Origin of the sequence: Kitasatospora sp. SC0581, from assembly GCF_048159585.1 — a bacterium.
Taxonomy (GTDB): domain Bacteria; phylum Actinomycetota; class Actinomycetes; order Streptomycetales; family Streptomycetaceae; genus Kitasatospora.
On the sequence record NZ_JBLRWA010000012.1, the window covers coordinates 135899 to 152566 of the forward strand.

A 16668-nucleotide genomic window follows, 5' to 3' on the forward strand; every position below is an offset into this window, starting at 1 on the left:
CCCGCTTCGCTTCGCTTCGTGAGGAACCCCATGGCACTGATCGAACTGCAGGACGTCCACCGCACCTTCACCGTGCGGACCCGCACCGGCCGGTTCAGCCGGGCCAGGCGCGAGGTCCGCGCGGTGGACGGGCTCGGCTTCACCGTCGAGGCCGGCGAGTGCGTCGGCTACATCGGGCCCAACGGGGCCGGCAAGTCCACCACCATCAAGATGCTCACCGGCATCCTCGTCCCCAGCTCCGGACGGCTGCGGGTGGCCGGGGTCGACCCGGCCCGGGAGCGCGTCGCGCTGGCCCGCCGGATCGGCGTCGTCTTCGGCCAGCGCACCACCCTCTGGTGGGACCTGCCGCTGCGCGACTCCTTCGAGCTCGCCCGCCGGATCTACCGGATCCCGGACGCCCGGTACCGCGAGAACCTCGACCGCTGCGTCGAACTGCTCGACCTCGGCGGGCTGTTGGACACCCCGGTGCGCCAGCTCTCGCTCGGCCAGCGGATGCGCGGCGACCTCGCGGCGGCGCTGCTGCACGACCCCCGGGTGCTCTACCTGGACGAGCCGACCATCGGCCTGGACGTGGTCAGCAAGGGCCGGGTGCGGGAGTTCCTGCGCGAGGTCAACCGGGACCGGGGCACCACCGTGCTGCTCACCACCCACGACCTGACCGACATCGAGCAGCTCTGCGGCCGGGTGATGGTGATCGACCACGGCCGGCTGGTGTACGACGGCGGGCTGGAGGGGCTGCACGCCACCGGCCGCAGCGAGCGGACGCTGGTGGTGGACCTCGCGCAGGAACTCGGGCACCCGGTCGAGGTGCCCGGGGCCCGGGTCACCAGGGTCGAGGGGCCGCGCCAGTGGCTGGCCTTCCCGGCCCAGGAGAGCGCCGCGCCGATCGTGGCGGCGGTCGCCGCGCGCTACCCGCTGGTGGACCTGTCGGTGCGGGAGCCGGCCATCGAGGACGTGATCGCCCGGATGTACGCGGAGGTCGCGATCGGCTGACGGGTGCCGGGTCCTGGTTCGCCTTCCCGGCCGTCGCTCGCCCGTGCGACGGCCGGGGGTGCGTTCGGTTCCTCGTCACCGGTGTGGGTGATCGTCGTGACCCCCGGCCCCCACCGTGAGTTGACCCGGCATCACTCGCCGATGTCCGGAACCGGAGGCCCGCCACCCGATGGCCGTACCCGACGTGACCGTGGTGGTCGCGGTCTACAACACCATGCCGTACCTCACCGCCTGCCTGGACTCGCTGGTCGGGCAGTCCCTGGCGCCGGGGCGGCTGGAGGTGGTGGCGGTGGACGACGGCTCCACGGACGGCGGCGGGGAGCTGCTGGACGAGTACGCCGCCCGCCACCCCGGGCTGTTCACGGTGGTGCACCAGTCCAACTCGGGCGGCCCGGCCGGCCCGACCAACCGCGGCCTGGAGCTGGCCCGCGGCCGCTACGTGCTGTTCCTCGGCGCGGACGACTGGCTCGGCGAGGAGGCGCTGGAGCGGCTGGTCACGGCCGCCGACGCCTGGGGCTCGGACGTGGTGGTGCCCAAGCAGGTCGGGGTGAACGGGCGGCTGGTGCCGCAGGGGATCTTCCACGCCGACGCCGAGTCGGTGGGCTTCGCCGACTCCGCGCTGGCCTGGGCGCTGGCCGACACCAAGCTGTTCCGGCTCGACCTCGTCCGGCGCCACGGGCTGCGCCGCGACGAGGGGTTGAAGGTCTTCTCGGACCAGCCGTTCACCCTGGAGGCCTGCCTGCGGGCGGCCAGGGTGTCCGTCCTCGCCTCCTACGACTGCTACTTCCTGGTGCTGCGCGAGGACCGGGGCAACGTCACCGAGCGGGCCGGGGTGCTGGACCGGCTGCGCGGGATCGCCGCGCTGCAGCAGGTGGCCGTCGAACTGGCCGAGCCGGGCGAGGAGTTGGACGCCATCCGGGCCCGCAGCTTCGGCTGGGACGTGCCGCGGCTGCTGCGGGAGGGCTTCCTGCTGCTGACCGCGGACATGCAGGAGCGGGTGTGCGTCGAGACCGCCCGGCTGGTCGAGCGGTTCGGTGCCCGCGAGGTGTACCACCGGCTGCCGGTCGCCGAGCGGGTGCGGCTCGAACTCGCCTGCGCGGTACGGCCGGAGGCGCTGCGCGACCAGGTCCGCTACGAGGCGGCGCACGGCGATCCACCGGTGGTGGTGGACGGACGGCGGCAGTACGCGGGCTACCCGGCGTTCCGGGACGCCCGGCTCGGTCTGCCGGACGAGCTGTTCCTGCTGCGCGAGGAGGCGGCGGTGGCGGAGGTCGAGGCGGCCGCCGGGCCGCTGGACCTGGCGCGGCAGCTGTGGCGCGGTCTCGTCCCGGAGCAGGTGCGGCGCGGGCTGCGGAGGAACCCGGCGTGGCGCCGGCTGGCCGACTCGGTGAACGGAGGACGGGGATGAGCCTGGACGTCTGCGTGGTCGGGCTGGGCAAGCTGGGCCTGCCACTGGCGGTGCAGTTCGCGCTGAAGGGCCACCGGGTGACCGGCGCGGACATCGCGCCGGGCGTGGTGGACAGCGTCAACCGGGGCGTGCCGCCGTTCCCCCGGGAGGCGGGCCTGGACCAGGCGCTCAAGCGGGTCGTCGCCGAGGGCCTGCTGCGGGCCACCACCGACACTGCGGCCGCGGTCGCCCGGGCCGAGGCCGTCGTCGTGGTCGTCCCGCTGGTCACCGCCGCCGACGGCAGCCCGGACTTCGCCCTGCTGGACGCGGCCACCGACGCCGTCGCGGCCGGGCTGCGCCGGGGCACCCTGGTCAGCTACGAGACCACCCTGCCGGTCGGCACCACCAGGGAGCGCTGGGCGCCGCGGCTGTCGGCCCGGTCGGGTCTCGCGGCCGGGACGGACTTCGCGCTGGTGTTCAGCCCGGAGCGGGTCCGCACCGGACGGGTCTTCGCGGACCTGCGGCGCTACCCCAAGCTGGTCGGCGGCCTGGACGCGTCCTCCACCCGGCGCGGCGCCGAGTTCTACCGGGCGGTGCTGGACTTCGACCCGCGCCCCGACCTGCCCCGGCCCAACGGCGTCTGGGAGCTGGCCTCGGTGGAGGCGGCCGAGTTCAGCAAGCTCGCCGAGACGACGTACCGGGACGTGAACATCGCGCTGGCCAACCAGTTCGCCCGCTACGCGGACGAGGTCGGGGTGGACTTCGCGGAGATCGCCGACGCCTGCAACTCGCAGCCGTACAGCCACCTGCACCGGCCGGGCATCGCGGTCGGCGGGCACTGCATCCCGGTGTACCCGCGGCTGTACCTGTGGAACGACCCGGGGGCGACGGTGGTCCGGGCGGCGCGCGAGGCCAACCTGGCGGTGCCGGGGTACGCGGTGGGCGTGCTGGCGGGCGCGGTGCCGGGCGGGATCGCCGGGCAGGGCGTGCTGGTGCTCGGCGCCTCGTACCGGGGCGGGGTCAAGGAGACGGCGTACTCCGGGGTGTTCCCGCTGGTCGAGGCGGTGCGGTCGGCGGGCGCGCGGCCGTACGTCAGCGACCCGCTGTACGAGGCGGAGGAGCTGGCGGCGCTCGGGCTGCCGCCGTACGGCGGGGAGCCGGTGGTGGCGGCGGTGCTGCAGGCGGACCACCCGGAGTACCGGGACCTGGCGCCGGTGGACCTGCCGGGGGTGCGGGTGCTGCTGGACGGGCGGCGGTGCACGGACCCGAAGCGCTGGGCGGGCGCGGAGGTGCGGCGGATGGTGCTGGGCGGGGAGTGAGGCCCCTCCTCGCCCGGCATGTGAGGTCCCCGGGGGCGCGTGATCGCGATGCGCGCCCCCGTCCGCGCCGGGCAACGGGCAGACTGGCGGGGTGAGTGACGATGCCTTCAGCGGGACCGGCCCCGGAGTCCGGTTCACCGCGGCCGACGAGGAGAAGAGACGCGGCGTCCGCCGGATGAAGACCATCGCGACCGGCCTGCTGGCCTTCGCGACCCTGGTCTTCGCCCTGGCCACCTGGGCCAAGGCGGCCGGCGCCGGCCCCTGGGCCGGGTACGTGGCGGCCGCCGCCGAAGCGGGCATGGTCGGCGCGCTGGCCGACTGGTTCGCGGTGACCGCGCTGTTCCGCCGGCCGTTCGGCCTGCCGATCCCGCACACCGCGATCATCCCGACCAAGAAGGACGCCTTCGGCCGCTCGCTCGGCGACTTCGTCGGCGAGAACTTCCTCTCCGGCCACGTGGTCCGCGGCCGCCTGGCGGCGCTCGGCATCGGCCGCCGGCTGGGGGAGTGGCTGGCCGCGCCGGGCAGCGCCGAGCGGGTCACCAAGGAGGCCTCGGCGGCGCTCCGCGGCCTGCTCGCGGTGCTCCGCGACGACGACGTGCGGGCGGTGGTCGCCGAGGCGGTGACCAGGCGGGCCGCGGCCACCTCGGTGGCCGAGCCGATGGGCCGGATGCTCGGCAAGGTGGTCGCGGACGGCGGGCACCACGGGGTGGTGGACCTGGTCGCCGTCCGGGCGCACGGCTGGCTGACCACCAACCACGAGGAGGTGGTCCAGAAGGTCACCCAGAAGACCCCGGGCTGGACGCCCAGGTTCATCGACCACCAGGTCGGCGAGCGGGTCTACAAGGAGCTGATGCGGTTCGTCACCGAGATCCGGGACGACCCGGACCACCCGGCCCGCGGCGCGATCGACAACTTCCTCGCCGACTTCGCGACCGAGCTGCAGACCGACCCGGAGACCATCGCCCGGGTCGAGCGGGCCAAGGGCGAGCTGCTGGCCCGCCCCGAGGTGCAGGACCTGATCAACTCCACCTGGGCGGCCGTGCGCACCCTGGTGATGGGCGCGGCCGAGGACGAGGACAGCGAACTGCGCCGGCGCATCCGCGACGGCGTGCGGCGCTTCGGCGAGCGCCTGGCCACCGACCCCAAGCTCCAGGCCAAGGTGGACGGCTGGCTCCAGGACGCCGCCCAGTACCTGGTCGACACCTACCGCACCGAGATCACCTCGCTGATCTCCGAGACGGTGGCGGGTTGGGACGCCGACGACGCCTCCCGCAAGATCGAGGCCAACGTCGGCCGCGACCTCCAGTTCATCCGGATCAACGGCACCGTGGTCGGCGCCCTGGCCGGGCTGCTGATCCACACCGTGGCGGTCGCGCTCGGGGGGTGAACCGGGGACGGCGCCCCCGGCGTGGGCCTATCCTGGGCCGAACTTCGCGATACGCGCGTAGAAGCACGGAGAAGGAAGAAGGGAACCACCGTGGTCCAGCCGGACGGAAGTCGGATCGTCCCCCACACCAGCCGGATCGGCTCCACCGACCGGAGCATCGAGGCGTTCATCGCCGGGATGCCCAAGGCGGAGCTGCACGTCCACCACGTCGGCTCGGCCTCGCCGCGCGTCGTCGCGGAGCTGGCCGCCCGGTACGCCGGGAACTCCAAGGTGCCGACCGACCCGGCGGCGCTCGCCGAGTACTTCACCTTCACCGACTTCGCGCACTTCATCGAGGTCTACCTCAGCGTGGTGGACCTGGTCCGGGACGCCGAGGACGTCCGCGCGCTCACCTACGGCGTGGCCGAGGACATGGCCCGGCAGAACATCCGGTACGCCGAGCTGACCATCACCCCGTACTCCTCGGTCCGCCGGGGCATCCCCGAGGTCGCCTTCATGGAGGCGATCGAGGACGCCCGGCTGCGCGCCGAGAAGGAGCTCGGCGTGGTGCTGCGCTGGTGCTTCGACATCCCGGGCGAGGCCGGGCTGCGGTCCGCCGAGGAGACCGCCCGGCTGGCCACCGAGCTGGGCCCCGAGGGCCTGGTCAGCTTCGGCCTGGGCGGCCCGGAGATCGGCGTGCCGCGCCCGCAGTTCAAGCCGTACTTCGACCGGGCCCGGGCGGCCGGCCTGCACAGCGTGCCGCACGCGGGCGAGACCACCGGGCCGGAGACGGTCTGGGACGCGATCCGGATGCTCGGCGCCGAGCGCATCGGGCACGGCACCCAGGCGGTGAAGGACCCGGCGCTGCTCGATCACCTGGGCGAGCACCGCATCCCGCTGGAGGTCTGCCCGACCTCCAACATCGCCACCCGGGCCGTGGAGCGGATCGAGGACCACCCGATCAAGCGGATGGTGGACGCCGGACTGCTGGTGACGGTCAACAGCGACGACCCGCCGATGTTCGGCACCGACCTCAACACCGAGTACGCGGTGGCGGCGCGGCTGCTGGGCCTGGACGAGGCCGGGGTGGCGGGGCTGGCCCGCAACGCCGTCGAGGCCTCCTTCCTGGACGGGGCGGGCAAGACCCGGCTGACCGGGGAGATCGACGCCTACCTGGCGGGCTGGCAGCAGGCCTGACCTTCCCGCGGTCCGCGTTTCCCCTGGTGAACCGCCCCGTCGACCCCCTCGTTCCCGGGGGTCGGCGGGGCGGTTCCGTGTTCCGGTGCGGGTCGGCGCCACCGCCGTTCGGGTGATGGCGCCACAGTGGTGCCATAAATGCTCGACATGGCGCCACCGCTGTGCCATGCTTACGGCCATGGACCTCACGCCATATGTGGAAAACCTCCGGAACGAGCTCGCGGTGGCCGCCGCCACCGGCGGGGACGAAGCCCGCGCGCTGGCCGAGCGGCTGACGCTCCCGCTGGAGTCGGCCGTGCGGCTCACCCTGCTCAACGCGCTGTCGGCGGCCATGGGAGAAGTCACCCGCGACCTCGCCCCCGGCTCGGTGGACGTGCGCCTGCGCGGACTCGACCCGGAGTTCGTGGTGACGGCGCCGCCCGGATCGGATGCCTTCCACGGCGATATGGCACCACCGTCGGCGCCGGTGGCACCAGTCGTGCCGCCCGTGGTGCCACCGGTGGTGCCTCCGGTGGCGTCGGAGTCGGACGAGACGGGCACCGCCCGGATCAACCTCCGGCTGCCCGCCCATCTCAAGGCCCGGGCGGAGGAGGCCGCCGTCGAGGCCGGCCTCTCGCTCAACGCCTGGCTGGTCCGGGCCCTGGCCGGCGCCCTGGAGGGCGGTGAGCCGGCCCGCCGGCCGGTCGCCGACCCGGGCAGCCGGGTCCCGCGCAGCATGGGCGGCCAGGGCTTCACCGGCTGGGTCCACTGACAGTTCCGTAGCGCCCGCAGCACCTCCCGCACCACCTTCTGCACCTTCGACGTCACCCCCGCTCCGACCAGCGGGGACACCCACACGAGTCAAGAGGACGGGACAGCCATGCCTACGTACGAGACCGACGGACCGATCTCCGCCATCCTCGAGTTCGACATCGGCTCGGTCTGGATCAAGGCGAGCAAGCGCACCGACGCCGTGGTCGAGGTCCGGCCCGCCAACCCGGCCAAGGAGGCGGACGTCAAGGCCGCCGAGCAGACCCAGGTCGACTTCTCGGGTGGGCGGCTCGGCATCAAGGCCCCCAAGCAGCGCTCCGTCTTCAGCGGCAAGAAGGGCGCGGTCGAGATCCTGGTCGAGCTGCCGGTCGGCTCCGAGGTCCACAGCGAGTCTCCGATGGCCGAGTTCGTCACCGAGGGGGCGCTCGGCGCCTGCCGGCTGAAGACCTCGCTCGGCCGGATCCAGGTCGAGCACGCCGACAGCGCCCGGCTCGACAGCGGCTTCGGGGACATCCGGCTCGGCGGGACAGCCTGGGACGCCGAGGTCTCCGGAGCCGGCCGGATCGAGATCGGCTCCGTCGGCGGCCGGCTGACGGTCAAGAACAGCAGCGGCGACACCGAGATCGACGAGGTCCGCGGCGAGCTGCACGCCAACGCCTCCAACGGCCGGATCCACGTCGGTCAGGCCGAGGGGAACGTGACCGCCAAGTCGGCGCACGGCCACATCCGGGTCGGCCGGGTGGTCCGCGGCCAGGTCACCCTGCAGACCAGCGTGGGGGACGTGGAGGTCGGCATCGCGGAGGGCACGGCGGCCTGGCTCGACGTGCACAGCAAGGTCGGCGGCGTCCGCAACGACCTCGGCCCCACCAAGGGCCCGGGCGACGCGGTGGAGACGGTCGAGGTCCGCGGCCGCACCCAGGTCGGCAACGTCATCGTCCGGCGGGCGTGATGGCGGCGAACGCGGCGGCCCCGGCGGACGCGGCGGTCCGTTCGCTCCCGGCGGTCTCGGCGACGGGGCTCACCAAGTCCTACGGGGACAAGGCGGTCCTGCGGGGCATCGACCTGGAGATCCCGGCGGGCAGCGTGTTCGCCCTGCTCGGGCCCAACGGCGCCGGCAAGACCACCACCGTGCAGATCCTCTCCACCCTGATCCCCGCCGACGGCGGCTCGGCCCGGGTGGCCGGGCACGACGTGGAACGCGAGGCCGACGGGGTGCGGAAGGCGATCGGGGTGACGGGCCAGTTCTCCGCGGTGGACAACCTGCTCACCGCCGAGGAGAACCTGCTGCTGATGGCCGACCTCAACCACCTCCGCCGTCGGGAGGGGCGGAGGCGGGCCGAGGAGCTGCTGCGGCGCTTCGACCTCACCGAGGCCTCCCGCGAGGCCGTCGCCACCTTCTCCGGCGGCATGCGGCGCAAGCTCGACCTCGCGATGACCCTGGTCGGGGACCCGAGGGTGATCTTCCTGGACGAGCCGACCACCGGGCTGGACCCGCGCAGCCGACGCACCATGTGGGAGATCATCCGGAGCCTGGTCGCCGACCACGGGGTGACGATCTTCCTCACCACCCAGTACCTGGAGGAGGCCGACCAACTCGCCGACCGGATAGCCGTCCTGGACGGCGGCCGGATCGTCGCCGAGGGCACGGCCGAGGAGCTGAAGCGGTACGCCCCCGGCGGGCGGATCCGGCTCCGGTTCACCGACGCCGGCTCGCTGGCCACCGCCGCCGCCCTGTTCCCGTACGCCACGGCCGACACCGAGGCGCTGCGGCTGGAGATCCCGGGGGACAACTCCGTCCTCACGGTGAAGGCCGTGCTGGACGCCCTCGACAACGCGTCCGTGCAGGCCGAGTCACTGGTCGTGGAGACGGCCGACCTGGACGACGTGTTCCTGCAACTGACCGGGGAGGGCTCGCGATGAGCACGGCCACGCGTATGGCCACCAGTACCGCCGGCCACGCGCTCGGCGACTCGCTGACCATGCTGCGCCGCAACCTCAAGCACGCGCTGCGGTACCCGTCCCTGACCTTCGCGGTCGTGGTGACGCCGGTCATGATGCTGCTGCTCTTCAACTACGCCTACGGCAGCACGCTGGGCGCCGGCATCGGCGGCGGCCACTACATCGACTACGTCACGCCCGGCATCGTGCTGATGGCGGCCACGTCCGGGGCGCTGGTCACCGCGATCGGCATCTGCACCGACATGACCGAGGGCATCGTCAACCGCTTCCGCACGATGGCGATATCGCGCTCCGCCTTCCTGGCGGGGCACGTGGTCGGCAGCGTCATCCAGACCATGATCGGGCTGGTGCTGGTGGTCGGCACGGCCCTCGCGATGGGCTTCCGGCCCAACGCCGGACCGGTGGAGTGGCTGGCCGCGGCAGGGCTGCTGCTCTTCCTCACCATCGCCCTGACCTGGATATCGGCCGGCATCGGCCTGGTGGCCAAGACGGTCGAGAGCGCCAGCAACATGCCGATGCCGCTGCAGTTCCTGCCCTTCATCGGCAGCGCCATCGTGCCGACGGACTCCATGCCCACGGCGCTGCGCTGGTTCGCCGAATACCAGCCCTTCACACCCATGATCGAGACCCTGCGCGGGCTGCTGCTGGGCACCGGGATCGGCAGCAGCGCCTGGATCGCCCTCGTCTGGTGCACCGTGCTGACGCTGGTCGGCTACTTCTGGTCGCGGAGCGTCTTCTACCGGCGGTGACGGGGGTATCGCCGGCGAGGCGGGTGACCAGTACGCAGTGACCAGGGGCCGGGCGGCCCGGACAGCGGAGCACCCGCCGTCCGGGCCGCCCGGCACCCCCGTAGTAAAGTCCCGGCAAAGGGCAACTCCGGGGGGAGCAAATGACGGTGACGCGCCGCGGGCAGGTCGTCTGGTGGCTCCGTGGCGCGGCGCTGGCGGCCTTCCTGGTGTACCTGCCGGGCTACTTCTCCTCCCGCCAGGGCGGGCTGGTCGAGGTCGAGCGCTGGCTGAACCACCCGGTGCTGTTGCTCGGCACGGCCGTCACCCTGGCCATGGCCTCGGCGGTGGCCCAGGTCGAGTTCCGCACCAGGTGGGCGCAGATCGGTTTCGCGGCCGTCCTGTCGCCGCTGCTCGTCATCGGGGCGGCGGTCGGCGGCCTGGCGTACGTCTTCGGCGGCGACGGCCGGCTGGTCGACCGCAAGCCCGACCCGAGCCGCTCCGACCACGTACTGAGCGTCACCGACGTCGCCTTCTCGATCGATCCGGTCTACCGGGTGGAGCTGGTGGCCGGCAGCGGCTGGTCGGCCCGCCACTGGGGCCTCGGCACCTGGGAGGAGGAGGACGGCTTCGTCAGGGCCGAGTGGTCCGGTCCGGGCCGGATCACGGTGACCTTGGAGAAGGAGATCGAGGTCTTCACCGTGGGCGAGGACGGGACGCCGGCCGGCCCGTCGTCCATGCCCCGGCCGCGGTAGCGGGCCTGTAGTAGGGTCCGCGCCAAAGTTCGGTCAAGAACCGCCGGGGGGCGAAGGTGACAGCGGTACGCCGCAGAGGGATCGCGTGGGGGCTCAGAGGCGTGGCGCTCGTGGCGCTGTCGGCCTACCTGGTGGGCCGGCACGCCTCCCGTTCGGGTGGGCTGGTGGAGCTCGAACTCTGGTTCCACCGGCCGGTCCTGCTGGTCGGGGCGACGGTCGTGCTGGTGCTGGTCTCGCTGATCGTCGAGCTGGACTTCCGTACGCCGGAGTCGCAGATCAGCCTGGCCGGCGGCCTGGTGGCGCTGGTCCTGCTCGGAGTGCCGCTCGCGCTGTCGACGCTCGCGGCCGGGGACTCCGGGGTGCGGACCGCGCGGGAGGCCGCCCCGGGCCACCCGGACCGGGTGCTCGTCTTCACCGATGCCGCCGACTCGTTCGAGCCGGACCGCCGGGTGGAGCTGCTGACCGGCAGCGGCTGGTCGGCGCGCCACTGGTCCCTCGGTGCCAGGGGGCCGGGCGAACGCCTGCTCAGGGCCGAGTGGTCGGGCCCGGGCCGGATCACGGTGACCTTGGAGAAGGAGATCGAGGTCTTCACCGTGGGCGAGGACGGGACGCCGGCCGGCCCGTCGTCCACGCCCCGGCCGCGGTAGCGGGCCTGTAGTAGGGTCCGCGCCAAAGTTCGGTCAAGAACCGCCGGGGGGCGAAGGTGACAGCGGTACGCCGCAGAAGGATCGTGTGGGGGCTCGGAGGGGCCGCGCTCCTGGCGCTGCTGGCCTACGCGGTGGGTCGGTACGAGTCCCGGTCGGGAGGGCTCGTGGTGGTCGAGCGCTGGCTCGACCACCCGGTCCTGCTGGTCGGGACGGCGGTCGTGCTGACCGCCGTCGCGTTGTACATCGGGATGGAGTTCCGGACCTGGGTGTCGCAGATCGGCTGCGCCGTCGCCATGGTGGCACTGGTCTTCGGTGGGCCGCTGATCGCGTTCCTGGCGCTCGTGAGCGGCGAGGGGCGGACCGCGCGGACGGCCGCCCCGGGCCACCCGGACCGGGTGCTGACCATGACCAACGTGGCCTCGATCGACCCGGTCTACCGGGTGGAGCTGGTGGCCGGCAGCGGCTGGTCGGCCCGCCACTGGAGCATGGGAATCTGGGACACCCGGGGCGGCGACTTCGTGCGCGCCGACTGGTCCGGCCCGGACCGGATCACCATCACCGGCCGCAAGAAGCTCACGGTCTTCGACGTCCACCCGGACGGCAGCCTGAGCGCGCCCCGGGAGGAGCCCAAGCCCCCGGAGGGCTGAGGCCGGCCCGGCCCTCCTCCGAAGTCCGGGGGAGGGCCGGGGCGTTCGGGCTCAGCGGGGCGGTGTCACCACGTGTCGATGTGCATCGTGTTGGCCGCGTTGTGGATGGCGTTGTAGTGCGGGATCGACATGTCGGACCTCTTCTGGCTCGCCGGCAGGTTCTTGTCGGCGGCGCGGAACTCGTCGCGGGCCTCCGCCAGCAGGCTGACGCCGTGGGAGACCGGGACGTCCTTCGTGCCGTGCGCCGGGTGGGACTTGGCGGCCGTCTTGCTGCCGGCGTTGATCAGGGTGCCGCGGGCCTGGTTGTAGTCGGCCACCTTGATCGTCTTCGGGTTGCGGAGCTCCGCCTGCACCCCCGCGGTCGGCGGCGTCTGCTCGGCGGCCAGGGCGGCGGGGGCGGCGGCGGTGGTGAGCGCACCCGTCACGATGACGGTGGCGAGGGCGTTGCGGAGGGTCCTGTGCATGAGGGTGTCCTTCCGATAAGAAAGCATCAAGGATTTCGCGCCCGCCGTGATGATGAAACGGTCGGGATGCGAACGTCTCGGCCCTACCCCGGCCCCCGGTGGCGGAAAACCGGCTTCCGTTCCGGGAATTCGCAGAGGATGAGATCAGGCCTTTTTCTGATGATGCGCAAATAGGACTGGCGTAATGGTGAGCCGAGGGACTGCGCCGGAGGGAGGGGGAGCCCGGGCGCAACTTCGCGCTGCGGCAGACGGGGCAATGCGATTCGTGCGTTGACTCCACCCGGGTTACTTGCCGTTGCGGGGGCCCGGTGCGGGTGGTTCCCTCGGCTCCGTGGCCCTGTACGCGGTCACGGAATTCGAGGAATCACCCTCGCAGAAGGAGAGATCCTTGTTCAGCATCAAGAAGGCGGTCGTCGTCGCGGCTGCCGCCCTGGCCGTCGCCGGCTCGGTGGCGGCGGCGGAGCCCGTCAAGGCGGGCGACGTGCGCAACGCGGGCCAGGAAGTGCGCTTCTTCAACGAGGCCGTGACCGGCTACCTGGACGCGGCCAAGTACGGGCCCGTCGCCATCACCTGGCAGGCCAACGGCACGGAGTGGCAGGACTGGATCCTCCGTCCGACCTCCAACGGGTACCTGATCGAGGCCAAGGCCAAGCCGGACAAGTGCCTCCAGGCGATCATGAAGCCCGGCTCGGAGGTCCCGCTCGTCCCGTGCAACGTCGACGTCCCGACCCAGCACTGGCAGCTCGACCGGACGGGCGACAAGTACGTCATCGCCGAGGCCACGGACGAGGACTACGTCATCGCGGCGCAGAGCAACGGCAGTCCCGTGGTGAAGGCGCTCCGCGACAACAGCCCGCGTCAGCTCTGGGACGTGGTGTCCCCGAACTGATCGGCCGGCGGGGAGCCGCCCGCCCCCACCGGTGGATCCGGCGGGGGCGGGTTCGTGTCCCGGGGGCTCCGGCCCACGACGGCGAACGCCGGGGCCGGGTGATCCGGGTCAGTAGAGGTAGGTGCCCCAACGCTGTTCGGCGCGCCCGGTGCACGGTTCGATGGTGATCTGGTTGCCGTACCCGTTGTCGGTCAGGCACTTGTTCCGCTCGGCCACCGAGTAGACCTCGTACCAGCCGTCTCCCTTGCCGAAGAAGGCCCACATGCCGTTGGCGGTGGCGTCCCAGTGGTAGAGCTGGACGTCGCGGTTGTTGGAGCCGGCGAGGTTGAGGACCTGCGCGTCCCGGAGGCGGCTGGTGAGCGCGTACTGCGGGACGCCGTCGCCGGTGTCCCCCTTGCGGTCCAGCCGCCAGCCCTGGGAGGCCTCGTTCGGGTTGTGCTGGTTCCAGGCCTGGATCTTGTTGCCGTCGCCGAAGGCGCCGTTGGCGGAGTCGACCGCCCGGCCGGTGCCCTGGTTGACGAGGGTGACCCAGGAGCCGTCGGGGTGGCCGCCGCGCTGGCCGTTGTTGCCCGCGCCGTGGGTGCCGCGGTCACCGCCGCCGCTGGGGATGTCGTTGACGGTGGCGGGGAGTTCCTGCCCGCAGCCGACCTCGTACGAGGCGGTCTCGTACCAGTTGACGTCGCTCGGGGCGTTGAGCTTGACGCTGCTCCGCAGTTCGCGCTTCGCGACCCCGTTGACCGGGTTCTTGAGCGTCACCGTGTACGTCCCGGTGCTGTCGGCGTGCGCGACCCGCACGTAGAGGGCGCCCTTCCGGCCGGGGTTGACGGTCACCTGGCGCGTGCCGGTGTACTCGTTGGTGTAGGACCACTTGTGCCCGTACTGGGTCTCGATGCTCAGCGACACCTTGGTGATGAGCGAGCCCAGGATCCCCGGCGAGGTGGACAGCCCCACCGAGACGGACGTGCTGTCCTCGGAGGTCCGCGACTGCCGGAAGCTCAGGGACATGGTGTCGGCCGTGGTCTTCCCCGGGGCGCAGTTGCTGTGGGTCTCCCCGCGCTGGTAGTCGGTGAAGCCCTGGGTGTAGCTCTCGCTCCGGTAGGTGCAGTTGGCGGTGTTGTTCGGGTCACCCGGGAAGTAGCCCTGGGCGCAGGCCTGCAGCCAGTCCTTGTCGCTGACGGCCTTGGGCCACTCGGCGTTGAACTTCTGCGCGTCGGAGTTGTTGCACCCGTACGCCCACGGCTGGACGCCCTCGGCGAAGTTGCCGTTGGGGATGTCCACGCAGAGCTTGTTGCCCTCGGTGGTGTAGATCGGCGTCCCCTTGGAGTTGTAGTACCACCAGCTCTGCGTGGGGTTCTTCCGGTTCGAGCAGGCGTCGAGGACCAGCGGCGTCTGCTGGTCCGTCCGACCGCCCTCCATGGACAGGCACTTGCCGGTCGCCTTGTTCCGGATCTGGTAGAGGCCGCCGTTCCAGTACCAGATCTGCGCGTCGGAGCCGTTGCAGGTCCACAGCTGCACCTTGGGCCCGGTGCCGTTGGACGCGTCCAGGCACAGGTCCGGCCGCTTGTCGGCGGTGAACGACAGCCACGAGGAGTCCGCTTCGGCGCTCGCGGCCGGGGCGAGGAGGCCGACGAGGCCCAGGGACATGAATAAGGCTAGGAGGGCGCTCAGGTAGCGGCGGTGAGAGCGGCGCTTTTCCATGGGTTCTCCGAACTGGATGCTCGACACGGCCGGATCGCGGGCCGTGGCGTCATTGCACCGCCAGTTGGTAGACAAAAGATCAACACCGGTACGGGAGGCCGTTGCCGTCCTCGCCGGGGCGGGGAACGCGAAAGGGTCCGGCACCTGTGTGGTGCCGGACCCTTCCGACTGTGGAGCGCCAGGCCCGGGTTGCACGGACTCTTCCTACTGAAAGTAGGACGTGCTCTGGTAGCACCGCTGACGCCTGGCGAGGAATCATGTTCCTCGCGACAGAAGAAAGATTAGCAGCTCAACGCCGGTGTGCCGAATCGTGGTTCGGGGGCGACCGGGCCGGCGGATGCGGCCCTTGTCGCCGGAGCGGGGAACGCGAAAGGGTCCGGCACCTGTGTGGTGCCGGACCCTTCCGACTGTGGAGCGCCAGGCCCGGGTTGCACGGACTCTTCCTACTGAAAGTAGGACGTACTCTGGTAGTACCGCTGACGCCTGACGAGGAATCATGTTCCTCGCGACATCAGGAATATTAGCAGTTCAGTGCCGGTGTGCCGAATCGCGGTGCCACGAGGCCGGGGGTTCGGGCTCAGGGGGCGACGGCGTACTCGGTGAACCCGCCGCAGGGCCGGAATCCGAGGCGGCGGTAGACGGGCTCACCGTCGGAGGAGGCCTGGAGGACGGCGGTGCGGTAGCCCGCGTCGTAAGCCGTGCGCAGGGCGGCCAGGGTGATGGCTCCGCCGTAACCGCGCCGGCGCTCGGAGGCAAGGGTGGCGATGTTGTAGATCCCGGCGACCCCGGCGAAGAGGAAGACCTCGGCCGAGCAGACCGGCCGCCCGGCCACGTACCCGACGAGGTAGCGGGCGGGGCAGTCGGGGGAGAGGGCGTACTCGGTCGCGTCGGCGTAGAAGCGGCGGACCGTGGCGGCCGGCGGGTCCCAGTTCGCGGCCACGATCGTCGCGTAGTCGGCGAGTTGTTCGGGAGTGGTCGCGAGGCGGATGTCCAGGTCGTCGGCGGACGGCTCCGGTGGGGCGGTGTGCAGGTCCAGACGCATCCCGGTCTCGGTCTCGGAGGCCTGGAGGCCGGCGGCGGAGAGGAGGGCGGGGAGATCTGGGGGAGTGGTGGCGGGGCCGACCCACCAGGAGAAGGGGCGGCCGGTCGCGGTGAGCGTCCGGACGGTCTCCGCGACCCGGGCGGGGGCGGTGCCGGCGGTGAAGCGTGCCGCCGCAACGATGTTGAAGGTGTCGTCGTCGAGCCCGCTGTCGGCGACGACGAGGTCGGCGGTCTCGGTGACGGTCGCGTGCTCCAGGTGGCGGTGCAGGTGGCAGGCGTGCTCGGCGAGGTTCTGTTCGATGCTGCTGTGCAGGTCGGGAACGGGTGGCTTCGTCTGGTTCATGCCCGTCACGATGCCAGCCAGGGGAGGGGATGCCGAGTGATTAAGTGCCGGGGGAACGCGAAAGGGTCCAGCACCTGTGTGGTGCCGGACCCTTCCGGTGATGGAGCGCCAGGCCCGGGTTGCACGGACTCTTCCTACTGAAAGTAGGACGTGCTCTGGTAGCACCGCTGACGCCTGACGAGGGCTCATGTCCCTCGCGCTGAAGGAAATATTAGCAGCTCAGTGCCCGTGCGCCGAATCGGGGCGGCCGGGGCACCGGCCGGAGGGTGGAGCGGGCCGGCCGGTGCGGCGGGGGAGGCGTCAGACGTCGAACTCGCCCGCGCGGATGGCGGAGACGAGGTCGCGCCACTCGGTGGGGGTGAGCTGGGCAATGGCGTCGGGCAGGAGGCTGCTGCGGACGTAGACGGCGTCGGGGGCTATGGACACCTCCGGGCAGGAGTTGCCGTCCGGGCAGGCCTCAGGACGCTTCCAGTGAAGGTTTTCCATGG

General features: G+C 72.1%; 17 protein-coding genes. 13 read left to right on the forward strand and 4 right to left on the reverse strand.

What is annotated here, in order from left to right:
- The first annotated feature begins 30 nt into the window (after window positions 1-30).
- From ACLWS4_RS20390 to ACLWS4_RS20445, 12 genes are all read left to right on the forward strand, one after another.
- Window positions 31-993: an ABC transporter ATP-binding protein gene (locus ACLWS4_RS20390; RefSeq protein WP_049650304.1), complete on the forward strand. Its 963-nt coding sequence runs from the start codon at window positions 31-33 to the stop codon at window positions 991-993.
- A 169-nt stretch (window positions 994-1162) separates the two neighbouring features.
- The gene (locus ACLWS4_RS20395; protein WP_053111993.1) at window positions 1163-2401 is read left to right on the forward strand and encodes a glycosyltransferase family 2 protein; all 1239 of its coding nucleotides are present in this window, start codon (window positions 1163-1165) and stop codon (window positions 2399-2401) included.
- Between the two features lie 2 nt (window positions 2402-2403).
- Entirely contained in the window at window positions 2404-3699 is a 1296-nt protein-coding gene (locus tag ACLWS4_RS20400) for a nucleotide sugar dehydrogenase (protein ID WP_049650311.1), read from the forward strand.
- A gap of 91 nt (window positions 3700-3790) precedes the next feature.
- Window positions 3791-5086: a DUF445 domain-containing protein gene (locus ACLWS4_RS20405; RefSeq protein ID WP_259316613.1), complete on the forward strand. Its 1296-nt coding sequence runs from the start codon at window positions 3791-3793 to the stop codon at window positions 5084-5086.
- Between the two features lie 135 nt (window positions 5087-5221).
- Window positions 5222-6262: an adenosine deaminase gene (locus tag ACLWS4_RS20410; RefSeq protein WP_375874793.1), complete on the forward strand. Its 1041-nt coding sequence runs from the start codon at window positions 5222-5224 to the stop codon at window positions 6260-6262.
- Window positions 6263-6440: 178 nt separating this feature from the next.
- Window positions 6441-7013 (forward strand): toxin-antitoxin system HicB family antitoxin, encoded by a 573-nt coding sequence (locus ACLWS4_RS20415; RefSeq protein WP_416874831.1) that lies wholly within the window; start codon window positions 6441-6443, stop codon window positions 7011-7013.
- A gap of 108 nt (window positions 7014-7121) precedes the next feature.
- Window positions 7122-7961 carry a DUF4097 family beta strand repeat-containing protein gene (locus tag ACLWS4_RS20420; protein ID WP_049650301.1) on the forward strand — a complete coding sequence of 280 codons (840 nt, stop codon included), beginning with the start codon at window positions 7122-7124 and terminating at the stop codon, window positions 7959-7961.
- Window positions 7961-8932 (forward strand): ATP-binding cassette domain-containing protein, encoded by a 972-nt coding sequence (locus ACLWS4_RS20425; protein WP_416874866.1) that lies wholly within the window; start codon window positions 7961-7963, stop codon window positions 8930-8932. Before ACLWS4_RS20420 ends, ACLWS4_RS20425 begins: the two co-directional genes overlap by 1 nt.
- Entirely contained in the window at window positions 8929-9720 is a 792-nt protein-coding gene (locus ACLWS4_RS20430) for an ABC transporter permease (RefSeq protein ID WP_416874832.1), read from the forward strand. Before ACLWS4_RS20425 ends, ACLWS4_RS20430 begins: the two co-directional genes overlap by 4 nt.
- A gap of 140 nt (window positions 9721-9860) precedes the next feature.
- Entirely contained in the window at window positions 9861-10451 is a 591-nt protein-coding gene (locus tag ACLWS4_RS20435; RefSeq protein ID WP_416874833.1) for a hypothetical protein, read from the forward strand.
- A gap of 101 nt (window positions 10452-10552) precedes the next feature.
- A complete protein-coding gene (locus tag ACLWS4_RS20440) occupies window positions 10553-11098 on the forward strand; it encodes a hypothetical protein (RefSeq protein ID WP_416874834.1) in 546 nt (181 codons plus the stop codon).
- Between the two features lie 83 nt (window positions 11099-11181).
- Window positions 11182-11745: a hypothetical protein gene (locus ACLWS4_RS20445; RefSeq protein WP_049650297.1), complete on the forward strand. Its 564-nt coding sequence runs from the start codon at window positions 11182-11184 to the stop codon at window positions 11743-11745.
- Between the two features lie 65 nt (window positions 11746-11810).
- Here the strand turns inward: ACLWS4_RS20445 and ACLWS4_RS20450 are convergent, their stop codons facing one another.
- Window positions 11811-12209 (reverse strand): hypothetical protein, encoded by a 399-nt coding sequence (locus tag ACLWS4_RS20450; RefSeq protein WP_198959475.1) that lies wholly within the window; start codon window positions 12207-12209, stop codon window positions 11811-11813.
- A 388-nt stretch (window positions 12210-12597) separates the two neighbouring features.
- Between ACLWS4_RS20450 and ACLWS4_RS20455 the strand changes: the two genes are divergently transcribed.
- Window positions 12598-13098, forward strand: coding sequence for an RICIN domain-containing protein (locus ACLWS4_RS20455; RefSeq protein WP_416874835.1), 501 nt, complete (start codon window positions 12598-12600; stop codon window positions 13096-13098).
- A 108-nt stretch (window positions 13099-13206) separates the two neighbouring features.
- Here the strand turns inward: ACLWS4_RS20455 and ACLWS4_RS20460 are convergent, their stop codons facing one another.
- From ACLWS4_RS20460 to ACLWS4_RS20470, 3 genes are all read right to left on the reverse strand, one after another.
- Window positions 13207-14742 carry a ricin-type beta-trefoil lectin domain protein gene (locus ACLWS4_RS20460; RefSeq protein ID WP_388047431.1) on the reverse strand — a complete coding sequence of 512 codons (1536 nt, stop codon included), beginning with the start codon at window positions 14740-14742 and terminating at the stop codon, window positions 13207-13209.
- A 631-nt stretch (window positions 14743-15373) separates the two neighbouring features.
- Window positions 15374-16138: a GNAT family N-acetyltransferase gene (locus tag ACLWS4_RS20465; protein WP_416874867.1), complete on the reverse strand. Its 765-nt coding sequence runs from the start codon at window positions 16136-16138 to the stop codon at window positions 15374-15376.
- Window positions 16139-16480: 342 nt separating this feature from the next.
- A complete protein-coding gene (locus ACLWS4_RS20470) occupies window positions 16481-16666 on the reverse strand; it encodes a DUF397 domain-containing protein (RefSeq protein ID WP_416874836.1) in 186 nt (61 codons plus the stop codon).
- Window positions 16667-16668 lie beyond the last annotated feature (2 nt).